This is a genomic window from Streptomyces sp. NPDC001700 (genome assembly GCF_053596435.1).
On sequence record NZ_JBSFGE010000031.1, the window covers coordinates 40,548 to 56,561 of the forward strand.

Here is a 16,014-nt window from a genome sequence, read left to right on the forward strand (position 1 = left end):
GGCTGGGCGGAGCCGCGGTCTTTTCCCGCGGTCCGGATTACGCGTCCGGCAGCATCACGCGTCCGGCAGCTCCCCGGTGCGCGCGACCTCCGCGTACCAGCGGGCGCTGGACTTCGGGACGCGGGCCTGGGTGGGGTAGTCGATGTAGACCGCGCCGAAGCGCTTGCTGTAGCCGTACGCCCATTCGAAGTTGTCCATCAGCGACCACAGGAAGTAGCCGCGCAGATCGGCGCCGTCCGCGATGGCCCGGTGGGCGGTGGCCAGATGGGCGCGTACGTAGGCGATCCGCTCCGGGTCGTGGACGTGGCCGTCCGCGTCCGGCTTGTCGTCGTACGCGGCGCCGTTCTCGGTGATGTAGAGCGGCACTCCCGGCGCCTCCCGGGTGTAGCGCATCAGCAGGTCGTACAGCCCGGTCGGGTCGACGGTCCAGCCCATCTCGGTGCGCTCGCCCGGCGTCTGGTGGAAGGCGACCCGCTCGGAGCCCGGCCAGGGGGAGTGGGCGCTGGCCCCGTGGCCGTCGTGCCGGGCGGCCCGGCCCTCGTTGTCGGTGGGGGCTGATACCAATGAGGGCGTGTAGTAGTTGATGCCGAGCGCGTCGAGGGGGTGCTTGATGACGGCCAGGTCGCCATCGCGGACGAAGGACCAGTCGGTGATAGCCGCCGTGTCCTCGATGAGGTCGTTCGGATACGCGCCGCGCAGCAGCGGCCCGCTGAACACCCGGTTGGCCAGCGCGTCGATACGGCGCTGAGCGTCCAGGTCGGCCGGGTCCTGGGTGAGCGGGCGGACCACCGCCGGGTTGAGGCTGATGGCGATCTGGGCGCGGGCCGGGAGGGCGGCCCGCAGCGCCTGGGCGCCGAGGCCATGGGCCAGGTTCAGGTGGTGGGCGGCGCGCAGCGGGGCGAGCCGCTCGGTGCGGCCCGGGGCGTGCACTCCGGAGCCGTAGCCGAGGAAGGCGCTGCACCACGGCTCGTTGAGGGTCGTCCAGTACTCGACGCGGTCGCCCAGCGCCTCCGCGACGATCCCGGCGTACTCGGCGAACCGCTCGGCCGTCTCGCGTTCCGGCCAGCCGCCCGTGTTCTCCAGCTCTTGGGGGAGGTCCCAGTGGTAGAGGGTCAGGACCGGCTGGATTCCGGCGGACAGCAGCTCGTCCACCAGCCCGCGGTAGAAGTCCAGCCCGCGCTGCACGGCGGGTCCGCGGCCGGTGGGCTGGACGCGTGACCAGGAGACCGAGAAGCGGTAGGCCGCGAGGTTGAGGTCGGCCATGAGCCGGATGTCCTCGCGGAAGCGGTGGTAGTGGTCGACCGCGACATCGCCGGTGTCGCCGCCGAGCACCTTGCCGGGGGTGTGGCTGAAGGTGTCCCAGATGGACGGGGTGCGGCCGTCCTCCTGCGCGGCGCCCTCGATCTGATAGGAGGCGGCGGCCGCGCCCCACAGGAATCCGGGCGGGAAGGAAAGACTCATGGAAGCGCTCCCATTCGAGGTCGTGATGTGGGGAGGGACGGGGGAGAGGGGAGGCGAGGGCGGTGCGGATGGGTGGTCAGCCCTTGACCGCGCCCTGCATGATGCCTCCCACGATCTGCTTGCCGAAGAGCACGAAAGCGATCAGCAGCGGCAGGGTGCCGAGCAGCGCTCCCGCCATGATCACCGACTGGTCGGGGACGTAGCCGCGGCCCAGTCCGTTCAGCGCGACCTGGACGGTGGGGTTGCCCGTCTGGGTGAGCGCGATGATCGGCCAGAAGAAGTCGTTCCACGCCTGGACGAAGGTGAGCATCCCCAGCACGGCCATGGCCGGGCGGGCCGCCGGGAAGACCACGTGCCAGATGACGCGCAGGCTGCTGGCGCCGTCCATCCGGGCCGCCTCGATCAGCTCCGTCGGCAGCGCCTGGCTGAGGTACTGCCGCATGAAGAACACCCCGAAGGCGGTTACCAGCGTCGGCAGGATGACGGCCTGGAGCTGGTCGGTCCACTCCAGCTTCGCGACCACCATGTACAGCGGCACGACGCTGAGCTGGGGCGGCACCATCATCGTCCCGATGGTGAGCATCAGCAGCAGGTTCTTGAAGCGGAAGCGCAGCTTGGCGAAGGCGAAGCCCGCGATGGTCGAGAACAGCACGGTGCCGGTCGCGATGGTCCCGGCCACCACGGTCGTGTTCAGCAGCGCCTTGCCCATATTGGCGTCGTTCCACGCCACATCGAGGTTGTGGAACAGGTTCCCGCCGAACCAGAACGGCGGCGGGGTCTCGGCGAGCCGGGTGTTGGTGCGGGACGCGGCGATGGCGGTCCACACCAGCGGGAAGAGCGACCCCAGGGTGAACAGGGTCAGCACGGCATAGGTGATCTTCCCGCCGTGCAGCTGCTTGCCCGCGCGGTTACGGCCCTTCCGCCCGGCCGGGGGCGGTGCGGGCGGTGCGGTGGCCGGTCGGGAAGACACGGTGGCGGTCATGGTGGTCCCTCGTCTCCCTCACTGGCTCTTCCGCAGCCGTCGCTGCACCAGCCAGTTGGCCGCGGCGATCAGCAGCAGGATCAGGAACATGGCCCAGGCGATGGCCGAGGCCCGGCCCAGGTGCTGGTTCACCCAGCCCTGCTCGTACAGGTAAAGACCCAGCGTCTGGAACTGGTGGTCGCCCCCGCCGGTCGCGCCCGCGCTGCCGTTGAACAGCAGCGGCTCGCCGAAGAGCTGGGTCGCCCCGATCGTGGACACCACGATGGTGAACAGGATGGTGGGCCGCAGCGAGGGGATCGTGACGTGGAGGAACTGCTGCCAGCGGGAGGCCCCGTCGAGCGACGCCGACTCGTACAGATCGTGCGGCACCGCCTGCATGGCGGCCAGGTAGATCAGCGCGTTGTAGCCGGTCCAGCGCCAGATGACGATCGTGGACACGGCGAACTGTGAGGACCAGGTGCCGTTCTGCCAGTCGATCCCGTCGACGCCGATCAGGCCCAGCGCCCAGTTGATCATTCCGTAGTCGCGCCCGAAGAGCAGCACGAACACGAGCGTGGCGGCGGCGACGGAGGTGGCGTACGGGGTGAGGATCGCGACCCGGAAGAACATCGAGCCGCGCAGCTTGTAGTTGAGCAGATGCGCCAGCCCGAGCGCCATGATCAGCTGCGGCACGGTGGAGATCAGCCCGATGGTGAACGTGTTCTGGAGCGCGTTCCAGAAGAACTCGTCCTCCCACAGCCGGGAGAAGTTCCGCATCCCGACCCACTCCATATGGGTGGGGTCGGTCAGCTCGACCCGGTGCAGCGCGGACCAGCCCGTGTAGACCAGTGGGAAGAGCCCGAACGCGGCGAAGAAGACGAAGAACGGGGCGACGAAGGCGTACGGACTCCACTTCACGTCCCAGTGGTGGCGGCGGGAGCGCCAGGCGCGCCGCCGCCGCTCCCGGGGATCGAGGGGCGCCACCGGAGTGGCGCGGCGCGGGGCCGCGCCCCCCTGCCCTGCGGGGGGCGCGGCAGTACCGGAGGTGGTGGGCATTCCGGTCACTGGTCCAGCGCGTTGTCGATCGTCTTGGTCGCGGCCTTCCAGCCCGCCTCGGGCGACTTGCCCTGCTGGTCGACCTGGAGGAGGCCGATGTCCACGAGGTTCTGATTGATGATCTGGTCCTTCGCGCCCAGCACCTGGACCGGGATGCCCTTGGCGGCCTCGGTGAAGATGGAGCCGATCGGCGCGTTCGCGAAGTAGGGGTGCTTGGCGTCCTTCACGTCCGGCAGGGAGTACGACGCCTGGGAGCTGGGCCAGCTTCCGCGCTCCTTGAACAGCTTCGCCTGCTGTTCGGGTGCGGTCAGCCAGGCGACGAGCTTGGCCGCCTCTTCCTTGTTCTTGCCCGCCTGCGGCACGCCGAGGAAGGTGCCGCCCCAGTTGCCGGGCTTGGGCGCGGCGGCCACGTCCCACTGGTCCTTCGCCTTGTCCCCGGCCTTGCTCTGGATGTAGCCGAGCATCCACGGCGGGCAGGAGACGGTGGCGAACTGCCCGTTGGCGTAGCCCTGGTCCCAGCTCTTCTGGAACTGCTGGAGCTTGGCGGTCATCTTCCCGGTGGCCGCCTTGGTGGCCAGCTCCCAGGCGTCCTTCACCGCCGGGCTGTCCTTGTAGATGATCTTGCCGCTCTTGTTGTAGTACCGCTCCGCGTTGCCCGCGACCGCCGCGTTGAAGACACCGCCGGCCGAGTCGACGAAGGCCGTGCCGCTGGGGGCCTTCTTCATGTACTGCTTGCCCGCGTCCAGGTACTTGTTCCAGTCCCCGGCCCAGAGCTGGGCGACCTTCTCACGGTCGGTGGGCAGCCCGGCCTTCTGGAACAGGTCCTTGCGGTAGCAGATCGCCATCGGGCCGATGTCGGTGGCGAGGCCGACCGCCTTGCCGTCCTTCGTGATGCTCTGCTGCCATTTCCAGTCGAGCCAGTTCTCTTTCTTGACGCCCGCTGTCTTCGAAAGATCAACGAACTTATCCGCCTGGGTCTGGACGACCTCGGCGATGTTGGCGACTTCGATGCCCTGGACATCGGCCAGACCGCTGCCCGTGCTCAGGTGGTTGAGCAGCTGCGGGTAGTAGTTCTCGTTGCGCTCGATGACCGTCTGCTCGATCGTGATGTCCGGGTGCAGCTCCATGTACTCGTCGTAGAGCCCGGCTTCCTTGAAGCCCATGGTGCCGAAGAGGCCCATGATGATCTTGGTCTTTCCGCCACCACCGCCCCCGCCGCCCCCGCCTGACTTGGTGTCGCTGTCGCCGTCGTCGGCACAGCCGCTCAGCAGTCCGGCCCCTAACGCGGCGATGGCCGCGAGGGCCACCGCTCTGCTGCGGTACGTACCAGTGATCCTGCGCATTCCGTCCTCCTAGCGCCCTGACGTACCGCTCCCGGCCAAAAAGGGGGAATCCATGGGACTTTGAGATGCATCGGCACGGGCGGGCAGCGTGCGGGTTGTGTATGACTCAGGTACTGTGGGAGCGCTCCCAGGTTGATGTGTTGAAGGGTTGCGGCTCCCCGCTGGGGTGTCAAGGGACAGAGCGGAACAACTTCCGGAAACCGCACTGCTGTTGAATGTCCACCGCAGCCGCCCATGTGGGTGGATCTGCTGGGTACGGAGGCTGGAGGCGCGAGATGGCAGGAACCCGGCGGCGGCATGGTGCGGGGCGCGGCAGGCCCACCCTTGAGGAGGTCGCGGCCCGCGCGGGCGTCGGCCGCGGCACCGTCTCCCGGGTGATCAACGGCTCGCCGAGGGTCAGCGATCGCACCCGTACGGCCGTCGAGCAGGCCGTCGCCGAACTGGGCTACGTGCCCAACCGGGTGGCCCGCGCGCTGGCCGCCAACCGGGCCGACGCCGTCGCGCTGGTCATACCCGAGCCGGAGACCCGGCTGTTCGCGGAGCCCTACTTCTCGGACATCATCCGCGGCGTCGGCGCCGAGCTGGCCGACACCGATCTGCAGCTGCTGCTGACCCTCATCCGCACCCCCAAGGAGCGCCAGCGCTTCGCCGACTACCTCTCCGCGCACCGGGTCGACGGCGTTCTGCTGGTGTCCGTCCACGCGGACGACCCGCTGCCCGACCTGCTGGAGCGCCTGGAGATGCCCGCCGTGCTGAGCGGGCGCCGCTCGGCGCACGAGTCGGTGCCGTACGTCGACTCGGACAACACCGGCGGCGCGCAGTCCGCCGTGGAGCACCTCATCGGGCGCGGCCGCACCACCGTCGCCACCATCACCGGGCCGCTGGACATGTACGTCGCCCAGTGCCGTCTGGACGGCTACCGCGCCGCGGTCCGGGCCGCGGGCCGGGAGCCGGAACCGGAGCTGGTGGCGTCCGCCGACTTCACCGAGGAGGGCGGCCGCCGGGCGATGCGCCAGCTGCTGGAGCTGCGGCCCCGCCTCGACGCGGTCTTCGCCGCCTCGGACGTGATGGCCGCGGGCGCCCGCCAGGTGCTGCGCGAGTCCGGGCGGCGGGTCCCGGAGGACGTCGCGCTGGTCGGCTTCGAGGACTCGGCGGTCGCCCGCCACATGGATCCGCCGCTGACCAGCGTCCGGCAGGCGACCGAGGAGATGGGCCGGGCGATGGTGCGGGTGCTGCTGGAGGAGATCGAAGGCCCCTCGGAACGGCCCTCCAAGCGCCCCCAGGTGGTGCTGCCGACCCAGCTGGTGCGGCGCGAGTCGTCGTGAACGGGTAGGCCCCGCTCGCGTTCGTACGAACACGAGCGGGGCCTGTGGGAGGAGTTACAGCGCCGGGTAAGCGTTCCTCAGCAGCTGCTGGAACTGGGCCGAGAACCAGTGGCCCGACAGCGGCGCGTTCGCGAGCGAACCGGACATGTTGTAGCCGTTGCGCGCGTTGCCCGTGTACGTCGGGTCGCACATCCGGTCGAAGCCCTTGCCCTCGTCGTTCGGGATCTGCGAGCTGGAGCCGTCGGACTCGCCCGGGGGCTTCATCCACACGTACGCGTCGATCCCGGCGGCGGGCGATGCCTTGGGCCGCTCACCGAGCCCGGCCCCGGACTGGTTGCACCAGTTGCCGATGTGGATACGGCGGTCGTAGCGGCCGCCGTTGACGTACGTGTCGACGCTGGTCGTCGCGCCAGGGCCGGACGGGCGGGCCGAGCCGCCCCAGCCGTTGCGGGAGGTGTCGATGAGCGCGCCGACGTTCGACGGGAAGCCCACGTTCACCAGCTCCTGGCGGAAGCCCTGGGCGAACGACAGCTCGTCGACGTAGCGGTTCCAGTCCACCCACTTGGACTGGCGGACCGTGGTCCCGTTGACGTTGTCGTTGATGGTGAAGTTGTTTTCCTTCAGGGCGCTGTAGTTGGCGGTGTTGACGATGATCCCGGCCACCTTGTCGACCGTGCTGCCCTCGGCGGTCGCGGCCTGCTTGAGGACCTGGGCGGTGGCGTTGAAGTTGTCGTCCCAGCCGATCCAGCCGTGGTGTCCGGCGTCGATGTAGTTGTAGACGTTGCCGATGGCGCCGAGCTTGTTGACCGCGTAGCCGACGCCCTTCACGTAGTTGCCGTTGGCCTTCATGGTGTCGCACTGCGGGGTGGCGGTCGGGCGGCCGCCGGTGTTGGTGACCAGGTTCGGCAGCGAGTCGATCTCGATGGTGGTGACGATCCGCAGATTGGAGTTGGCGTACTTCGACTCGCCCAGGATCGACGCGATCGGGTTGATGTACTGCGTCTTGTACTTGTCGATCTCCGTCGGGCCCAGCTCGCCGTTGGACGCGAGCGCCGCGCAGTCGCGGCCGGGCAGGTTGTAGATGACGAGCTGGACGACGGTGGGGCTGCCGCCCGACTGCTGGAGCGCGGTGTCCAGGTGGGCGCGGAGGCCGCGGGCGCCGGAGGTGCCGTTGATCGCGGCGATGCGGTCCATCCAGACGCCGGTCGGCTGGTTGGAGATCCTGGAGCCGCCCGGCTCGGCGGCGGCCTTGGCGGACCAGTCCGGGTTCACGTACACCTTGGCGCCCGCGTACGGGTTGTCGACCTTCGCGGCGGCCTTGGCGGCCCCGTCGGCCTGCGCCGACGCGGTGCCCGCGAGCGAACCGACGGTCAGGGCGGTGGCGGCCAGCAGCGCACCGCCCGCGAGCGCGGCCGCGCGGGTGCGGCTACGGGGCTTCTGGAACGGTGGGGGAGGTGAGGGAATGCGGCTCATGACAGTCCTTTCAGGTGATCGCGGAGTCCGATGCCGAAAGCGGTGGGGGTGCCGTTGAAATCGCTGATCAGAGAGGGGCCGGACGAGCAGTCCCAGGTGTTCCAGGTCCAGCCGAGATACGAGGCGCGCCGGGCGTCCAGCCAGGCCATGACGCGGTCGATGTAGCCGTGTGAGCAGGTGTTCTCGCCGATCTCTCCCGCCACGAACGGGACTTGGGCGATCACCGGGGCCAGCTGCTCGTTGAAGCAGCTCTCGCTGGAGCAGGTGTTGAAGTTGTACGTGTGCCAGGCGGCGGCGAGGTTGCCCGCCGGGTCGCTCGGCTTGTACGCCAGCCACTGGCGCATGTCGTTGGAGTACGCGAGGCCGCCGAGCAGGATCACGTTGCGGGCGCCGGTGGCCCGTACCGCGTTCACCAGGCTCTGCATACCTGCGACCGGGAAGTCGATGCCGGGGCAGCTGCCGCCGTCCCGCCAGCACTTCCACGCCGCCGTGAGGTCGGAGGTGGCGCGGTCCGGGAACGGCTCGTTGAAGAGGTCGAAGACCACGGCCTGGTCGCCCTTGAAGGTCTCGGCGACCGAGGACCAGAACGCCGGGGTGTACTGGGCGTTCGGCATCGGCTTCTGACAGGTGGCGTAGGCGGTGTCCGGGCACTTGTTGTCGCCGCCGGTGTACTTTCCGTGGCTCCAGTGGAGTTCGAGGATCGGCGTGATGCCGTGGGCCTCCAGACGGGTGACGTACTCCTTCACCGCGTTGATGTAATTCGCTCCGCGATAGGCGGCGTTGATGTGCGACAGACCGAGCCAGCACTCCTCGTTGAGCGGGACGCGGACCGCGTTCGCCTTCCACCCGGCGATGGCCTTCACGGACGCGTCGTCCATCGGTCCGTCGAAGATGCCCCGCCCCTGCACGCACATGAACTCGCCGCCGGAGCGGTTGACGCCGAGCAGCCGCCGGGTGGCCCCGTTCTCGTCCACGAACGCGTTGCCCGCGACGCGCAGCTTCGGCGGGGTGCCGCCCTGGCCCGGCGGGGGATCGGTCGGGTCCGTGGGATCCGTCGGGCCGGATCCGCCGTCGCACGCCACGCCGTTGAGCTTGAAGGCCGACGGCACCGGGTTGGTCCCGGACCAGGAGGCGGTGAACCCGGCGCCGACGCTGCCGCCCGTCGCGATCTTCCCGTTCCAGGCGGCGTTGACCGCGGTCACCGTCGTCCCGGACTGCGACCAGGTGGCGTTCCACCCCTGGGTCACCTTCTGTCCGGCGGAGAAGTCGAAGGTGAGGGTCCAGCGGTCGAGCGCGGCTCCGTTATTGGTGATCGTGACGTTGCCCTGGAAGCCGTCGCCCCACTGGCTGGCGGCGGTGTACGCCACGGTGCAGGCGGCCGCCGCCCGTGGTGCGACGGAGCTGTCCCGTGGTGCGACGGAGCTGCCGGACGCGGCGGCGGTGCCCGCGGTGCCCGCCAGGGTGAGCGACGCGGCGGCCGCCAAGGCGTAAAGGCGCGGTGGTGCTCGCATGGAGCGACTCCTCGGGTGCTCGCGCCGTCCCGTGCGGCGCTGACTGCTGGAACCGCTCCCACTGGTTGAGCTGACCGTAGCGCCAGTGGCGTACATGTCAACAGACTCGTTCAGAGATTTATCGGTCGAAGGCGTTCTGTCAGGCCGTCTTGTTCAAAGACTTGACACTTCCTCAGATGGAACGGACGCTTGGGAGCGCTCCCACTGGTTCGCACATCCCCCCATTTCCGAACCCGCGTGGAGGTCCCCCATGCGCGTACAGCGAGGCTCACCCTTGTCAGGGGCGCGTCGGCGGATGAGACGGCTGGTGACCGCGCTGGCCGCGGCCCTCTCGCTGCCCGTGGCCATGACCGCCGCCGGTGGCGCCGCCCCCGCCCACGCCGACACCGCCGCCGCCGTGCAGTGCAACGTCGACTACAAGACGAACGACTGGGGCTCGGGCTTCACCGCCGATCTCACGATCTCCAACCCCGGCACCGAGGCCATCAACGGCTGGACCCTGACCTACGACTACGCGGGCAACCAGAAGCTCGGCAACGGCTGGAACGGCACCTGGTCGCAGTCCGGCAAGACCGTCACCGTCAAGAACGCCGCCCACAACGCGAACATCGCGGCCGGTGGCAATGTCACCACCGGCGGCCAGTTCAGCTACAGCGGCGCCAACGCCGCGCCCACCGCCTTCGCCGTCAACGGCGTCACCTGCCGAGGCGCCCACCAGCCGCCCATCACCGTCCTCACCAGCCCGGCCCCGGGCGCCGTCTACTCGGCGGGCGGCACCGTCCCGATGGCGGCCACCGCCGCGGCCGCCGACGGCGCGAGCATCACCAAGGTCGAGTTCTACAGCGACACCAAGCTGCTGGGCACCGACACCACGTCGCCGTACAGCTTCGACTACGCGGACGTCCCGGCGGGCGACTTCTCGCTGTACGCCAAGGCTTACGACAGCCAGGGCGCCGCCGCCGAGTCCACCCCCGTCGGCATCCATGTCGCGGCCGGTCCCGCGCTGGTCGCGAGCCCCGCTCAGCTCGGCGTCGAGCAGGGCAAGACCGGTACGTTCGCTCTCCGGCTGTCCACCCGGCCGTCCGCCAACGTGACGGTCGCGGTGGCCCGTACGTCCGGCAACACGGGCCTGACCATCTCCTCCGGCGGCAGCCTCACCTTCACCCCGGCCAACTGGAACACCGCCCAGCAGGTGACCGTGGCCGCCGCCAGCTCCGGCACCGGCTCCGCGACCTTCACCGCGACCGCCTCCGGCCACACCAAGGCCGAGGTCACCGTGACCCAGCTGGCCGCCGCCAAGACGTACGACGCCCGCTTCCTGGAGCTGTACAACAAGATCACCGCACCTTCGGCGGGCTACTTCTCGCCCGAGGGCATCCCGTACCACTCCGTGGAGACCCTGATCGTCGAGGCCCCCGACCACGGCCATGAGACGACGTCCGAGGCGTACAGCTATCTGATCTGGCTCCAGGCGATGTACGGCAAGGTCACCGGCGACTGGGCCAAGTTCAACTCCGCGTGGGACATCATGGAGAAGTACATGATCCCCACCCGCGCCGACCAGCCGACGAACAGCTTCTACAACCCTTCCAAGCCCGCCACCTACGCGCCCGAGTGGGACCAGCCCTCGCAGTACCCGGCGAAGCTCGACGGCAACGTACCGGTCGGCCAGGACCCCATCGGGGCCGAGCTGAAGAGCGCGTACGGCACCGACGACGTCTACGGCATGCACTGGATCCAGGACGTCGACAACGTCTACGGCTACGGCAACTCGCCCGGCAAGTGCGAGGCGGGACCGTCCGACACCGGCCCGTCCTACGTCAACACCTTCCAGCGCGGCCCGCAGGAGTCCGTCTGGGAGACCGTGACCCAGCCGACCTGCGACGGCTTCAAGTACGGCGGCAAGAACGGCTATCTGGACCTGTTCACCGGTGACGCCTCCTACTCCAAGCAGTGGAAGTTCACCAACGCCCCCGACGCCGACGCCCGCGTCGTCCAGGCCGCCTACTGGGCCTCCGAATGGGCCAAGGCGCAGGGCAAGGGCAGCCAGATCTCCGGGAACATCGCCAAGGCCGCCAAGATGGGCGACTACCTGCGCTACGCCATGTACGACAAGTACTTCAAGAAGGTCGGCAACTGCGTCGGCGAGACCACCTGCCCGGCGGGCAGCGGCAAGAACAGCTCCAGCTATCTGCTCTCCTGGTACTACGCCTGGGGCGGCGCCACCGACACCTCCGCGGGCTGGGCCTGGCGCATCGGCTCCTCGCACGCCCACGGCGGCTACCAGAACCCCATGGCGGCCTGGGCGCTCAGCTCGTACGCCGACCTCAAGCCCAAGTCCGCGACCGGCGCGAGCGACTGGTCCACCAGCCTCAAGCGGCAGGTCGAGTTCTACCGGTGGCTGCAGTCCAGCGAGGGCGCCATCGCGGGCGGCGCCACCAACAGCTGGCAGGGCCGCTACGCCACTCCGCCCGCCGGAAAGTCCACCTTCTACGGGATGTACTACGACGAGAAGCCGGTCTACCACGACCCGCCGTCCAACCAGTGGTTCGGCTTCCAGGCGTGGTCCATGGAGCGCGTCGCCGAGTACTACAACCGCACCGGTGACGCCTCGGCCAAGGCCGTCCTCGACAAGTGGGTCACCTGGGCGCTGTCCAAGACCACCATCAACCCCGACGGCACCTACCAGTTCCCGTCCAACCTCCAGTGGTCCGGCCAGCCCGACACCTGGAACGCGTCCAGCCCCGGCGCCAACACGGGCCTGCACGTCACCGTGACCGACTACACCAACGACGTGGGCGTGGCCGCCGCGTACGCGAAGACGCTGTCGTACTACGCGGCCAAGTCGGGCCACACCGCCGCCAAGAACGCCGCCAAGGCGCTCCTCGACGGCATGTGGAACCACCACCAGGACGCGCTGGGCATCGCGGTCCCCGAGTCCCGCGCCGACTACAACCGCTTCGACGACCCGGTCTACGTCCCCAGCGGCTGGACCGGCACCATGCCCAACGGCGACAAGATCGACTCCAGCTCGACCTTCCAGTCGATCCGCTCCTTCTACAAGAACGACCCGGCCTGGTCCAAGGTGGAGGCGTACCTGAAGGGCGGCGCGGTGCCGAGCTTCACGTACCACCGCTTCTGGGCCCAGGCGGACATCGCGCTGGCGATGGGCTCGTACGGAGAACTCTTCGAGTAGCGGAACCCATCGTGCGGACCGGCGGGGCCCTCAGGGTCGGGGGCCCCGCCTCCCCATCCCCGGGATTCGCCCATCTGGGGCATCCAGGGGTGCGACGACGGCGCCCCGGCCGCAGCGTGGAGCCATGACCGAGAGCGAGAGCCCGCGCGTCACCCGGCCGACGATGGTGGTGCTCGGCGTCCAGCACGGCGATCCGCCCTACCGCCTGGTGGAGGTCGCGGGGGAGCTGGTCGGCAAGGCGCACTCGGTCCTGGACGTCATCGAGATCGCCCGTCAGCTCGGCCTGGCCGACATCGACCTGGACGACCCGGACGTGGTGCGCTGGGTGGGCGGCGACAAGTTCACCTGGACCCCCTGGTGGCCCCGCCACCCACCGCAGCACGAGGGGCGCGCCTAGCCCTGCTGTGCAGAAGGCTGCGCCGCGGCCTTCAGCTGCGCACGGAAGCCTAGACCGCGTCGAAGAACGCCCGCATATCGGCGGCGACATCACCCGGCCGCTCCATGGCCACGAAGTGGTGGCCGCCCGGGTTGTCGGTGGGCCAGTGGACGATCGTGTTGTGCCGCTCGGCCAGTCGGCGGATGCCGGGCGGGCCGCTGTAGACGCCCGTCGGGGCCACCGCCTGGCCCTCCGGCCAGCCGAAGCCGGTGCTGTCGTACATGGGCCAGGACGAGGAGCCGAACGTGCCGGTGAACCAGTAGAGGCTGAGGTTGGTCAGGAACAGATCCCGGTCGATCAGCTCCTGCCACCCCTTGCCCGCCGTGGTGAATTCCTTGAACTTCTGCGCCATCCAGGCGAGCGCGGCGGCGGGGGAGTCCTGCCATCCGTAGGCGAAGGTCTGCGGCGCCGCGCGGAGCAGCGCGTGGTGGTCCACGCCGTGGAGCCAGTCCTGCTCCTGGAACCACGCGTACGCCGCCCGCTCGTCCTCGGTCAGGTCGGGAACGTCGGCCTCCGTCGGGAAGCCGAGCCCGCCGATGACGTAGACCCCGGCCACCCGTCCCGGCGCGGCGGCCCTGGCCACCTCCGGGGCGACGTACGCGCCGAAGTCCCCGCCCTGGGTGCCGTACCGGTCGTAGCCGAGGCGTTCCATCAGCTCCGCCCAGATCCGCGCCACCCGCGCCGCGCTCCAGCCGGTCTCGCGCGGCGGCGCGGAGAAGCCGAAGCCGGGCACCGAGGGCACGACCACGTGGAACGTGCCGGTCAGCTGGCCGATGAGGTCGGCGAACTCCACGAAGGAGTTGGGCCAGCCGTGGGTGAGGAGGAGCGGCAGCGCGCCGGGGTCGGCGGACCGGATGTGCAGGAAGTGGATGTCCTGGCCGTCGATCTCCGTCATGAACTGAGGGAACTCGTTCAGCCGCGCCTCCTGCCGACGCCAGTCGAAGCCCTCGCCCCAGTACCCGGCCAGCTCCTTCAGCTCCGCGACCGGGACGCCACGGCTCCACTCCTCGCCGGGAAGCTGCCGAGGCCAGCGGGTGCGGGCCAGCCGGTCGTTCAGGTCGTCCAGGTCCGGCTGCGGGATGTGGATGCGGAAGGGACGTACCTCGGTGCCGCTCATGGCTCTCCTCGGGGCGGGCTTCTTCGCGATGACGTGCCTGACCCTAGGAACCCATGAGGACAGCCCGCGTCCTCAACGCACGCCCTCTGTCTCTGCCTCTGCCCCTGTCTCTGTCACGTGCTCGCGCGGCCCTGCCTCCGGGCGCGTCCGGCCGGGCAGGGCGGTGGCCAGCAGCGCGCCCAGCGCCGCGACCGCCGCGAGGGCGGCCAGCGCGGGGCCCATCGCGGCGGCGAAGGTCGCGCCGCCCGGCAGCCGCAGCAGCATCGTCGCGGCGGCCACCCCCAGCGTCGGCCCGATGTTCATGGCCGTCTGCTGGAGCCCGCCCGCCACCCCCGCGTGCTCCAGCGGCGCGTGGCGTACGACGACGGCCGTCGCGGTCACCATCACGGTGCCGAAACCGGCCCCGAGCGCGAAGAAGCAGCCGCCGATCTCCGGGACGGTCGCCGCCCGGTCGAGCCGGGAGAGGAGCAGGATGCCGAGTGCGAGGACGGCCATCCCCGCCACCGCCGTACGCCGTGGTCCGTACCGGCGCGCCAGGACCGCCGCGACCGGCGCGCCCAGCACCATCGTCGCGGCCAGCGGCAGCACCCGCAGCCCGCTCTCCAGCGGGTCCAGCGCGAGGACGTCCTGCAGGAAGTACGTGCCGACGAACAGCGCCCCGAACAGCGCCGCCGACGCCGCCACCAGCACGCCGAGCGCCGAGGCGACCGTCGCCGAGCGCAGCACGCCGGGCGGCACCAGCGGGTTCGGCGTACGGCGCGCGTGCCATACGTACGCGCCCCCGGCGGCCGCCATGGCCAGGAGGCCGGGCGCGGTGGCCGCCGTCCAGCCGGTCTCCGGTATCGCGGCGAGCGTGTGGACCAGGCACACCAGGGCCAGCGCCAGCAGACAGGCACCGGGCAGGTCGAGCGCCACCCCGGTGCGCGGTCCGTCCAGCCCGTCCAGCCCGTCCGGCCCGTCCGGTCCGTCCGCCGGGACGCGTACGACCAGCGCCAGCACGCCCACCGCCGCCGCGGGGACCACGCTCAGGAAGAAGACCGACCGCCAGCCGAACTGCGCCGCGAGCGCCCCGCCCACGATCGGCCCGGCGGCGGCCGCCACCCCGATGGCGCTGGTACGCAGCGCGATCGGCATCCCGAGCCGGTCGCGCGGATAGGCGGCGCGCAGCATGCCGAGGGTCGCGGGCTGCAGCAGCGCGCCGAACACGCCCTGCGCGACGCGCAGTCCGATCACCCAGCCGATGCCGGGCGCCACCCCGATGCCCGCCGACGCGGCGGCGAAGCCCAGCGTGCCGACCGCGAACACCCGTTGGTGGCCGTACCGGTCGCCGAGCCGCCCGGCGAACACCAACAGGCTGGCGACGGCGATGAGATAGCCCGTGCTGGTCCACTGCACCTGCGTGAACGAGGCGTGCAGATCGCGCTGCAGGGCGGGCTGTACGACGGTCAGTACGGTGCCGTCGAGGGCGACGACGACGGCGCCGGTGACGCTGCCGACGAGGATGAGCCGCTGCCGTCGCCGTGACGTCGTCGTCATGCCGCCCCCAGATGGGCGTCCATCGCCGCCCGCAGCAACGGCTCGACGTCCTCCGTACCGGTGGCGAGCGGGAGGCTGCCCCACTCCCACAGCTGCGCGATGCCGTGCAGATTGGCCCACAGCGCACCCGCGACGACACCCGCCTCCGCCTCGGGGCGTACCCGGCGGACCAGCCCCACCAGCACCTCGAACAGCGGCAGACTGGTCTCCCGCAGCCCCAGTTGGTTGCTCTCCAGCAGATCGTGCCGGAACATCAGCTCGAACATCCCGCGGTTGGTCCGCGCGAACTCCAGGTAGACCCGCCCCAGCGCCATCAGCTGCTCCCGGGGCTCCCGCCGCCCGTCCCCGATCGCCGCCCCGGCCTGCCCGGCCAGCTGGTCGAAGCCGCGCCGCGCGATGGCCGACAGCAGGGACAGATGTGTCGGGAAGTAGCGCCGGGGCGCCCCGTGCGAGACCCCGGCCTGCCGCGCGATCTCGCGCAGCGACAGGGCCGCCGCGCCCTCCCGGTCCACCAACTCGACGCCGACATCGACCAGTCGGGCCCGCAGGCCCCTGTCCTCTTCGCTCATAGACAGTGTCTACCAGTCAGAAGTAGACAC

The 16,014-nt window shown here is 70.3% G+C and carries 12 protein-coding genes; 3 read left to right on the forward strand and 9 right to left on the reverse strand.

Annotation, left to right across the window (positions count from 1 at the left end; genetic code table 11):
* Positions 1-54: 54 nt before the first annotated feature.
* The 4 genes from ACWC5C_RS36755 to ACWC5C_RS36770 form a co-directional block, all read right to left on the reverse strand.
* Positions 55-1,461 carry a glycoside hydrolase family 1 protein gene (locus ACWC5C_RS36755; protein ID WP_450882792.1) on the reverse strand — a complete coding sequence of 469 codons (1,407 nt, stop codon included), beginning with the start codon at positions 1,459-1,461 and terminating at the stop codon, positions 55-57.
* A gap of 76 nt (positions 1,462-1,537) precedes the next feature.
* Entirely contained in the window at positions 1,538-2,443 is a 906-nt protein-coding gene (locus ACWC5C_RS36760) for a carbohydrate ABC transporter permease (protein ID WP_450882794.1), read from the reverse strand.
* A gap of 18 nt (positions 2,444-2,461) precedes the next feature.
* Complete coding sequence (locus tag ACWC5C_RS36765; protein ID WP_450882796.1) at positions 2,462-3,478, reverse strand: carbohydrate ABC transporter permease; 1,017 nt, start codon at positions 3,476-3,478, stop codon at positions 2,462-2,464.
* 5 nt (positions 3,479-3,483) lie between these two features.
* On the reverse strand, positions 3,484-4,821 hold the full coding sequence (locus ACWC5C_RS36770; RefSeq protein WP_450882798.1) for an ABC transporter substrate-binding protein: 1,338 nt from the start codon (positions 4,819-4,821) through the stop codon (positions 3,484-3,486).
* Positions 4,822-5,096: 275 nt separating this feature from the next.
* Here ACWC5C_RS36770 and ACWC5C_RS36775 point away from each other — a divergent pair, with 275 nt between their 5' ends.
* The gene (locus ACWC5C_RS36775; protein WP_450882800.1) at positions 5,097-6,146 is read left to right on the forward strand and encodes a LacI family DNA-binding transcriptional regulator; all 1,050 of its coding nucleotides are present in this window, start codon (positions 5,097-5,099) and stop codon (positions 6,144-6,146) included.
* A 54-nt stretch (positions 6,147-6,200) separates the two neighbouring features.
* On the opposite strand, the gene ACWC5C_RS36780 is transcribed toward ACWC5C_RS36775, so the two are convergent.
* Entirely contained in the window at positions 6,201-7,619 is a 1,419-nt protein-coding gene (locus ACWC5C_RS36780) for a glycoside hydrolase family 6 protein (RefSeq protein WP_450882802.1), read from the reverse strand.
* A complete protein-coding gene (locus ACWC5C_RS36785; RefSeq protein ID WP_450882804.1) occupies positions 7,616-9,130 on the reverse strand; it encodes a cellulose binding domain-containing protein in 1,515 nt (504 codons plus the stop codon). Before ACWC5C_RS36785 ends, ACWC5C_RS36780 begins: the two co-directional genes overlap by 4 nt.
* 295 nt (positions 9,131-9,425) lie before the next feature.
* Here ACWC5C_RS36785 and ACWC5C_RS36790 point away from each other — a divergent pair, with 295 nt between their 5' ends.
* Positions 9,426-12,326 (forward strand): glycoside hydrolase family 48 protein, encoded by a 2,901-nt coding sequence (locus tag ACWC5C_RS36790; RefSeq protein ID WP_450882806.1) that lies wholly within the window; start codon positions 9,426-9,428, stop codon positions 12,324-12,326.
* Between the two features lie 124 nt (positions 12,327-12,450).
* On the forward strand, positions 12,451-12,723 hold the full coding sequence (locus ACWC5C_RS36795; RefSeq protein WP_450882808.1) for a hypothetical protein: 273 nt from the start codon (positions 12,451-12,453) through the stop codon (positions 12,721-12,723).
* Between the two features lie 49 nt (positions 12,724-12,772).
* Here ACWC5C_RS36795 and ACWC5C_RS36800 read toward each other — a convergent pair whose 3' ends face one another.
* The 3 genes from ACWC5C_RS36800 to ACWC5C_RS36810 all read right to left on the reverse strand — a co-directional run bounded on the left by ACWC5C_RS36800 (position 12,773) and on the right by ACWC5C_RS36810 (position 15,984).
* The gene (locus ACWC5C_RS36800) at positions 12,773-13,879 is read right to left on the reverse strand and encodes an epoxide hydrolase family protein (RefSeq protein ID WP_450882810.1); all 1,107 of its coding nucleotides are present in this window, start codon (positions 13,877-13,879) and stop codon (positions 12,773-12,775) included.
* A 72-nt stretch (positions 13,880-13,951) separates the two neighbouring features.
* Positions 13,952-15,415 carry an MFS transporter gene (locus ACWC5C_RS36805; RefSeq protein WP_450882812.1) on the reverse strand — a complete coding sequence of 488 codons (1,464 nt, stop codon included), beginning with the start codon at positions 15,413-15,415 and terminating at the stop codon, positions 13,952-13,954.
* Positions 15,412-15,984 carry a TetR/AcrR family transcriptional regulator gene (locus tag ACWC5C_RS36810; protein ID WP_450882814.1) on the reverse strand — a complete coding sequence of 191 codons (573 nt, stop codon included), beginning with the start codon at positions 15,982-15,984 and terminating at the stop codon, positions 15,412-15,414. The genes ACWC5C_RS36805 and ACWC5C_RS36810 overlap by 4 nt, the downstream gene beginning before the upstream one ends.
* Between the last annotated feature and the right edge of the window lie 30 nt (positions 15,985-16,014).

Coding starts and splice junctions, on each gene's coding strand:
- ACWC5C_RS36755 (WP_450882792.1), bottom strand. CDS start 1,461: ATGAGTCTTTCCTTCCCGCCCGGATTCCTGTGGGGCGCGGCCGCCGCC.
- ACWC5C_RS36760 (WP_450882794.1), bottom strand. CDS start 2,443: ATGACCGCCACCGTGTCTTCCCGACCGGCCACCGCACCGCCCGCACCG.
- ACWC5C_RS36765 (WP_450882796.1), bottom strand. CDS start 3,478: ATGCCCACCACCTCCGGTACTGCCGCGCCCCCCGCAGGGCAGGGGGGC.
- ACWC5C_RS36770 (WP_450882798.1), bottom strand. CDS start 4,821: ATGCGCAGGATCACTGGTACGTACCGCAGCAGAGCGGTGGCCCTCGCG.
- ACWC5C_RS36775 (WP_450882800.1), top strand. CDS start 5,097: ATGGCAGGAACCCGGCGGCGGCATGGTGCGGGGCGCGGCAGGCCCACC.
- ACWC5C_RS36780 (WP_450882802.1), bottom strand. CDS start 7,619: ATGAGCCGCATTCCCTCACCTCCCCCACCGTTCCAGAAGCCCCGTAGC.
- ACWC5C_RS36785 (WP_450882804.1), bottom strand. CDS start 9,130: ATGCGAGCACCACCGCGCCTTTACGCCTTGGCGGCCGCCGCGTCGCTC.
- ACWC5C_RS36790 (WP_450882806.1), top strand. CDS start 9,426: ATGAGACGGCTGGTGACCGCGCTGGCCGCGGCCCTCTCGCTGCCCGTG.
- ACWC5C_RS36795 (WP_450882808.1), top strand. CDS start 12,451: ATGACCGAGAGCGAGAGCCCGCGCGTCACCCGGCCGACGATGGTGGTG.
- ACWC5C_RS36800 (WP_450882810.1), bottom strand. CDS start 13,879: ATGAGCGGCACCGAGGTACGTCCCTTCCGCATCCACATCCCGCAGCCG.
- ACWC5C_RS36805 (WP_450882812.1), bottom strand. CDS start 15,415: ATGACGACGACGTCACGGCGACGGCAGCGGCTCATCCTCGTCGGCAGC.
- ACWC5C_RS36810 (WP_450882814.1), bottom strand. CDS start 15,984: ATGAGCGAAGAGGACAGGGGCCTGCGGGCCCGACTGGTCGATGTCGGC.